Raw genomic sequence first — 7,243 nt, 5'->3', positions numbered from 1 at the left:
CTATTGTAGAATGGTATTTCAAAAACAAAATGAATAATGGTAATATTGAAGAATTTGACGGAATTTCTTTAATAGTATGGACGGAAAATAACAAAATAATGGAGTTGAAAGAATTTGGTTGTAATCTCAATACCTATAATCCATACGCCCAAAATGATATGCCACAATTCAGAGATGAAAAAACAAAGTGGTTTTGAAGTTTTAAAAGCCGGGACGCAGACAGTCGGTAAAGACTATCCGCGCCCCGGCTTTCTTATGGGTACAGCGATAAAATGTTACGCAGTAGAACGCCATTTTTGAGGGAAAAGGTATAAAACCCTTGCCGCGTCATTTTCACACCCGGAAAGCCCTGTAAATCAAGGCTTTTTTTGCCCCTACTGCGTAACAAGGGCGCGTCGTTTCCTCATGCGCTCCGCTGCCTGTCTGCGGGTAATACGCTTCCGGCAGTCCGGGCAGTATTTGACGCTGTTAGAGGTGGACGCAAAAGAAGCTCCGCACTCGGTACAACGCTTTTTATCCTCGGTCTTGAAAAGCTCTGCATACAGCAGCTTATCAAAGGGAAGTACGGCGGTCTGAAACCATTTGCATAGAAGAGAATAGGAAATAAGCTGCGGGCAGACACATTCCTCCCCGTCGTCCAGTAAAATACAGTGTCCGTTATCGCAGTTGCAGCACTCCTTTTTTACAAGGCTGTTGACTTTCCGGCTTTGGGGCGGCGTAAGCCGCTTTAGCCCGGTCATACCTCATCAGCGGCGAAAATGGCAAGCTCCGTATACTCATTTTCTGTCAGAGGTGCAATTTTCGCAAGGGTGCGCTTCGCCAGTTCCCGCATATCCTCGTCCATAAACGGCAGCGCAGCGTTGATGTTCTCCATAAGCCCGCGCTTACCGCCCTCATTGTAAATGCTCAACAGGTTTGTTTCTTCAACGGTCAGTCTAATCATGCTCATACCTCCAATTCGTGATTTTTTGATTTTGCCGCTTTTTTCTGTGCGGTTTTTTCTTTGTCTGCTCTAAGCTGCGCCCGGATAGAGGGCTTCTTTTCCGTTTTTGCTGCCTTGCCGCGTTCCTTGTCAGCCTTGACAGCTTCCGCAAGGTCAACAAGGGAAATGGTTTCTCCTGCCTTTACCTTTGCTTCCAGTTCTGCGGTAGTCGGGGTGTTGTTTATCTGCCCGTCAATCATGTTGTAGTTTTGCTCTGTGGTCTGCTCGGCAGCTTTCAGATAGTTCTCTGGCTGAACGGGAACAGCAAAAGCCCTAGTGCCGTTCCCCATAATCAGATATTTTCCGTCGTCGGACTGGTGGTGCAATCCATATCCGGCAGCTTCCATTTGCTCGCGGCTCATGGCGGTTACATAGAAAGTCCCTCTCGGTGTTTTGATTGTTTCGCCCGTTTCCAAGTCGGCGGGAATGAGGGCATTTTCCTGCTCCTTGAAAAACTCCGGCACTTCCTTATAACCGAAGCTGTCTACATAGTGGGCGGTGTCCTGCCCGTTCTGATGAAGCACCACCACGTCGGAAACGGAAAGGCTGTGTCCCTTAAAATCTTTCGGGTGGTCGATATTAAAGCGGGTGTAAATATCTTCAAGGGAAGTCCCCGGCGTAAGCTCTGCGGAATAGACAAGTGTATAGTTTTTCGCGTCTACCCGGTGTCCTGTGGCAGTCAGACGGTCGTAAGGTTCAAAGCGCAAATCTCTTGTTTCGTCCCCGCCTTTTATCTGATAAATGGAAAAGGTGTCTTTGTCCTGTGGGGCTTCCTGTTCCGGCTGCTCCTGTGCATCTACCTTTTGCGCCCGGATATGCGCCCGTTGTAACTCGGTAGGCTTTTCCCCCGTAAGGGGTACAATCGCCTTGACATAATCAGCCGCATAATAGGCGTTACTGGTAAGCTGCCGCTGCCATGCTCCTGCTTTGGGCGACCAACGGAAGCCATTACTTTTTAGGGCTTCCCGCGTGGCTTCGTCCGGCTTATCCTCAAAGCAGATTTGCAGTCGGTTCGCTTCGGTGTTTGCTTCCACCTTGCCGCCGTCAAATTTCCAACCCACAAAACCGATTTCTTTTTGCTGTGAAAGAGATTTGATACGGTCTTTCACGCGCCGGATTTCTGCACTGTTGTTGGATAACGCCCAAGTCGCAAATGGCTTGTCCTCCAAATGCCAACTGCTCGCCATGTCTGCTTTCAGTTTTTCCAGTTCCTCCGGCGGTAAATGCGGGCAGCCGTCAAGGGTCTTATGCTTACGGTAATAGGCGTTTACGGCTTTCATGGTTTCCTGTGATTTTTCAAGGCTTTCCAGTTTCTTTTCTAACTTCTGTACTGCCTGCGGGTCGTCTGCGCTGATACCGCCCATGCCGGTACTGCGGATTTTATCAAGAAGCCCTTGTATGTCCTGCCATTCCCGGTAATTGCTGTCGCGGGCTGCGTTCTGCTTTTCTTTCTTCCTTGTGGGGAAGTTAGAGCCGCCCGCAATCAGGATAGAGGGAACACGCGCGTCAATCTCATAGCCTTTATTCATGTTCGCCGCCAGTTTCCGGGCATAGGTGTCAAGCAGGCTGTCGATTTTCTCATGGTACATCGGGTCTACCCGCTGTTTTTGCCTTTCTGCGATTTGTACGGCTTCATCTACATAATGCCTGTATTCAGCCGTCGCGCTGCCTTGCTTATAATCGGAAAAGCTGTTCATATCCTTTGCACGTTTGGCGGCAGCTTCATTGATAGGATAATAAGGGGCGGCGGGTGCAGCCTGTTCCGGCTGTGTTTCTTTTTCCTGTACCGGGGCTGTTTCTTCGGGAAGCTCCGGCGTGGCGGCTTCTGCTTCGGGCTGTTTGGTAGCTTCCTGTGCGGGCTGCGCCTGTTCGGTGGTCTGTTCCTTATCCTGTGCCTTTTGGATTGCTGCAAAATGTCCGTCTATGGTATCAATCAGATTTGCGGCGGTGCTGCGGATTGTTTCAAGAGAGCCTTTCAGTTCTGCAAGTTCTTTTCCGCTGCTCCACCCGGCGATATATCCAAAAGAATAGTCCGACGTATCAAGCCCGTAATGTTGGCAGACAGCATAGGCGACGCTTTCCGCCTGTACCTCGCGGGTACGGCGGTCGGGGCGTTCCGGCATAGCAAGGGCAGTATCATGCAGCGTGGCGTGGGCGATTTCATGGATTGCGGTCTTGATATTCTGCAATTCGTCCATGCCCTCGTTGATGATGATACGCTTTTCCTCATAATTGCAGCGTCCTTTTACGCCGCCGCTTAGTGCTTCAAATCCCATAGCAAAGGGAGAAGTCTTTTCAAGGGCAGCGAAAAAATCCTTGTATTGTTCCACGTTGCCCGTCAGCTCATAGGTAAGGGCAGGAAGCTCCTTTCCCTCGGTCTGTGAAATATCAAAGACAGATACCACACGAAAGGCGGGTATCTTGATTTCCTTTTCCTCGGTAACAGGTTTCCCGTCCTTATCGAAAACAGGCTTTTGGGTGTCCGGGTCGATTTTTTCCACCTGTTTCTTAACGGTAAACGGGGACGGCGCAAGTATCTTGATAGCTTTTTCTCCCGGCTTTACATGGCGGTCAAATTCCTTTTCCCATTGTTTATAGCCTTTCACAAGATTGCCGCCCTGCATGGCGATAAGGATTGTATTGTTAAGGCTGTAATCATGGAATTTTGACATAGTACGCAGATAGTCGGCGTAACGGTCGCTTTCATACAGTCCTAAAATCCCCTGTTCCAGTCGGTCGGTAATCTCTTTCATCTTGTCAGCGGGCTTTTCAGAAGATAGGATAATCGGGAGAACCGGGGGCTGCTCTGTGGCGGTGGTCGGTATAGCTGCGGAAGCGTCAAGGTCTGCCTGTTCCTTTTCCTGTACTGGCGGCTGCGGCGTTACCCGGTATTCCTCCGGCACGTCGCGCCCGTCATACCATTCTGTAAAGGTATTACGGTTATTGTAGATATAGCCCTGCTCGGTAAATCTGCCCCCGTCATTGATAGCAGCGTCCCGCCCGTATTCCTCATACATGAAATATTTTTTTGCTTCTTCGGGCAGCTCCAACTCGTCCAGTTCTTCAATCAGATAATGCCCGTAATCTTCCTCACTCTGTACGGACGTATAAAGCCAGTAACAATCAAGGTTTTGTGCAAGGTTGATAATGTCCTGCAAGTCCCTTGTATGGTCGCCGTATGCCATAGCTGCAACAAATTTTTCCCTGTCGTCGTCAAACTGCATTTTCAAAAGTTCGCTCAAATAGTTCAGCTCGTCAAGGCTTTCAAGCTCGGTCAATTTTCCTGCCAGTCCCGCAATAGAGGACTGGTATTCTGTGATATGCAGCTCCCCGTAGTTTTTGCCGTCTATGCCGATACGGTCAAAGACTTCTTTCAAATGCTCGGCAGTCGTGGGGAATGATACCCATTCGCCCGCAGGTCTGCCCTCGGTGTACTTTCCAAGATTAGAAAGATACCCGCTTAAAATCGGTTGTTCCATGTGTTCGCTCCTTTCTTTCTCAATCATGCGGTGCATAAGCTCGTAGTCCTCCATGCTCATGCTCCCGTCAAATAGATAGGGGTCGGGTTCTTCGCCGTCCCGGTAGGCTTTTTCAGAGAAAGGCAGCCCCGCAGCGTGGGCGGCGGCTCTTGCTTCCTCGATAAGCTCCGGCGGCAGCCTGTCGTCGTGGGCTTCGATAAATTCCCCGATATTGCTATATCCGTTTTCGTAGTGGCGGCGCACCCCGGCGGTCAGCTCGTCAAGGTTCCTATCCTCGCCAAGATAGCCGGAGTAATAGCCGTTTACCACAACGGCGGCAGGGTCAGCCTGTTTGATTTCTTCCATGCGGCTTCTGTCCTCCGGGTAGAGAATATCGCTCATTTCAAGGTGGAAATATTCTGCGTTCCAAGAGCGTCCCGTTTTCCAAAACGCCACCCAAGCGATACCGTCCCTTAATTCTTCTTGATAGTCCTTTACGGTGTCCCGTAAACTTGCCATGTGTAACCTCCTTTCTTCGGTTTCAGAGGGTTTGGGAAACTTCCCAACAAGCAAAAATCCCCGCCGTTCTCGGTAGAGAAAGCAGGGATTTTACGGAAAAGGGTACTCTTTTCCTATGCTTGCTATTCAGTTATTTTTTCTTCGGCAGTTCAATGCGGTAGTTGACATATCTCCCGCCCGTATCAGCCAATACGATAGTTCCGTTGTAGGTTTTGCCTGTCTTTGGGGAATAGAGCTTTTTCACATTTACCTTGCCGGATTTTAAGAGTGCAGCGGCAATCTTCGGGGTAAAGGTTACTTTTCGTTCTTCAAAGAAACGGTCATTTTTCCACATGGTAAAGATACATTCTTTGTTGCTGCAATAGTAGTTTTTCTTTCCCTCATAGACAGGAGAACCGCAGCGGGGGCAGCTTCCCAACGCTTCCCGTTCCGGCTTGAACATCTGCGCTTTATCATCAGAAAGAAACGGATAGGTCTTTACCAGTTCCCGCGCCATATTCTCGATACCCTCCATAAATGCGGCGGGGTCTGCCTTGCCTTTTGCAATCTGCGTCAGATTGTTTTCCCATTCTGCGGTAAGCTGCGGGCTTGTCAAGGTGTCCGGCAGGACGCACACAAGGTTGATACCGTCTTTTGTGGGAAGTAGCTGCTTGCCTTTTCGTTCCACAAAGCCGCCCTTTACCAGTTTTTCAATGACAGCGGCGCGGGTGGCGGGAGTTCCAAGCCCTTTGCGTTCTGCGTCCGGGTCGGTGTCCTCACTTCCGGCGCGTTCCATAGCAGAAAGGAGCGACGCTTCGTTGTGGGGCTTTGGCGGTGTTGTGTCATGCTCCGTTACCGTTGCAGCCGGATTGTCAAAGGTTTGTCCCTCGGTAAACGGCGGCAGGGTCTTTTCTGTGTCGCTGTCTGCGTCGTCCGTTTCGGGCTTGTTCTTTAAGGCTGCCCTGTATCTTCGGTCAATCTCTTTCCACCCGTCGGACAGCACCGTTTTTCCCCTTGCGGTAAAGGACTGTCCGGCACATTCAAAGACTGCCGTAACCGCTTCAAAGGTATGCGGTGCAGCGGTCGCCATAAGTAGACGCGCCCCGGAAAGGGTAAGGATATTCCTTTCGCTTTCCGGCAGCGCGGCAAGGTCGGTCTTTGCAAGCTCCATAGTTGGGATAATGGCATGGTGGTCTGATACCTTTTTACTGTTCAGCACCTTTCCAAGTTCCGGCGTGAAGTCTTTTCCCGCCATAAAGGAAAACTTCCCACAAAGCAGCTTGATAATGCCCGCCGCTGTGTCGCCCATGTCGTCGGTCAGAAATGCGCTGTCTGTTCTCGGATAAGTAAGCAAACGCTTTTCATACAAGGCTTGTGCAAGGTCAAGGGTCTGTTTTGCCGTATATCCGAACAGGCGGTTTGCTTCCCTCTGTAAAGAAGTAAGGTCAAAGAGCTTCGGCGGAGCTGCGGTCTTTTTCTCTTTCACAAGGGAAGTACATACTGCCCGCGACGCTTCGCAAGTCGTTTTTAATGCGTCGGCTTCTGCCTTATTTGAAATTCGTTCACTTGCAGCTTCCGCGCCGGATAATGCAAGGCGTACATGGTAGTATTTTTCTTTCTTGAAAGTGGTAATCGCTGCGTCCCGGTCAACAAGCATTTTTAAGGTCGGGGTCTGTACGCGCCCCACGTTCAAGGTATGATTGTAAAGGACAGAAAAAAGGCGGGTGGCATTGATACCGATTAGCCAGTCTGCTTTTGCCCTGCATAATGCGGAAGCAAAGAGAGGGTCATAATCCCTGCCGTTCTTCAGACAGGAAAAGCCCTCTTTGATTGCGCTGTCCTCCATAGAAGAAATCCAAAGGCGGCGCATAGGTTTCTTGCAGCCTGCCATTTCATAGACAAAACGGAAAATGAGTTCTCCCTCGCGCCCTGCGTCGCAGGCATTGACGACTTCGGAAACGTCTGCCCGGTGCATAAGCTCCTTTAAGGTTTTGAATTGCTTTTCCTTGTCAGCGGAAACGGTGTATTTCCATTCCTGCGGCAAAATCGGTAAGCTGTCATAGCTCCACTTTTTATACTGCTCCCCGTAAGCGGCAGCTTCCGCAAGCCCTACCAAATGTCCCACACACCAAGAAACGATATAGCCGCTTCCTGTGAGAAATCCGTCTTTCTTTTCCTTTGCCCCAAGTACGGCAGCGATTGTCTGCGCCACACTGGGCTTTTCTGCGATAACTAAAATCAAATAAAAATCCTCCTTTCGGGTAAAAGAAAAGAGCAACCGATTTTTCGATTGCTCCTACAAGTG

General features: G+C 50.0%; 4 protein-coding genes and 1 pseudogene. 1 reads left to right on the top strand and 4 read right to left on the bottom strand.

The window, feature by feature from the left end:
• A pseudogene (locus tag J3353_RS15235) lies at positions 1-197 on the top strand (nuclear transport factor 2 family protein); the annotation flags it as partial.
• 177 nt (positions 198-374) lie between these two features.
• On the opposite strand, the gene J3353_RS15230 reads toward J3353_RS15235, so the two are convergent.
• The 4 genes from J3353_RS15230 to J3353_RS15215 form a co-directional block, all read right to left on the bottom strand.
• A complete protein-coding gene (locus tag J3353_RS15230; RefSeq protein WP_069432107.1) occupies positions 375-740 on the bottom strand; it encodes a cysteine-rich VLP domain-containing protein in 366 nt (121 codons plus the stop codon).
• The gene (locus tag J3353_RS15225; protein WP_069432106.1) at positions 737-943 is read right to left on the bottom strand and encodes a transposon-transfer assisting family protein; all 207 of its coding nucleotides are present in this window, start codon (positions 941-943) and stop codon (positions 737-739) included. The genes J3353_RS15230 and J3353_RS15225 overlap by 4 nt, the downstream gene beginning before the upstream one ends.
• A gap of 2 nt (positions 944-945) precedes the next feature.
• Entirely contained in the window at positions 946-4,959 is a 4,014-nt protein-coding gene (locus tag J3353_RS15220) for an antirestriction protein ArdA (protein WP_207685174.1), read from the bottom strand.
• Positions 4,960-5,089: 130 nt separating this feature from the next.
• Positions 5,090-7,180, bottom strand: a complete 2,091-nt coding sequence (locus J3353_RS15215) for a DNA topoisomerase 3 (RefSeq protein WP_069432104.1) — start codon at positions 7,178-7,180, stop codon at positions 5,090-5,092.
• Positions 7,181-7,243: the final 63 nt, after the last annotated feature.

The sequence above is a fragment of the Faecalibacterium sp. Marseille-Q4137 genome (assembly GCF_017377535.1).
In the GTDB taxonomy this organism is placed as follows: domain Bacteria; phylum Bacillota; class Clostridia; order Oscillospirales; family Ruminococcaceae; genus Faecalibacterium; species Faecalibacterium duncaniae.
The sequence above is the reverse complement of the archived record's forward strand: the minus strand, read 5'-3'. Positions and strand labels throughout refer to the sequence as shown.

What these genes read in the sequence shown, in the direction of transcription:
- J3353_RS15230 (WP_069432107.1), bottom strand. Translation starts at nt 740, where the DNA reads ATGACCGGGCTAAAGCGGCTTACGCCGCCCCAAAGCCGGAAAGTCAAC.
- J3353_RS15225 (WP_069432106.1), bottom strand. Translation starts at nt 943, where the DNA reads ATGATTAGACTGACCGTTGAAGAAACAAACCTGTTGAGCATTTACAAT.
- J3353_RS15220 (WP_207685174.1), bottom strand. Translation starts at nt 4,959, where the DNA reads ATGGCAAGTTTACGGGACACCGTAAAGGACTATCAAGAAGAATTAAGG.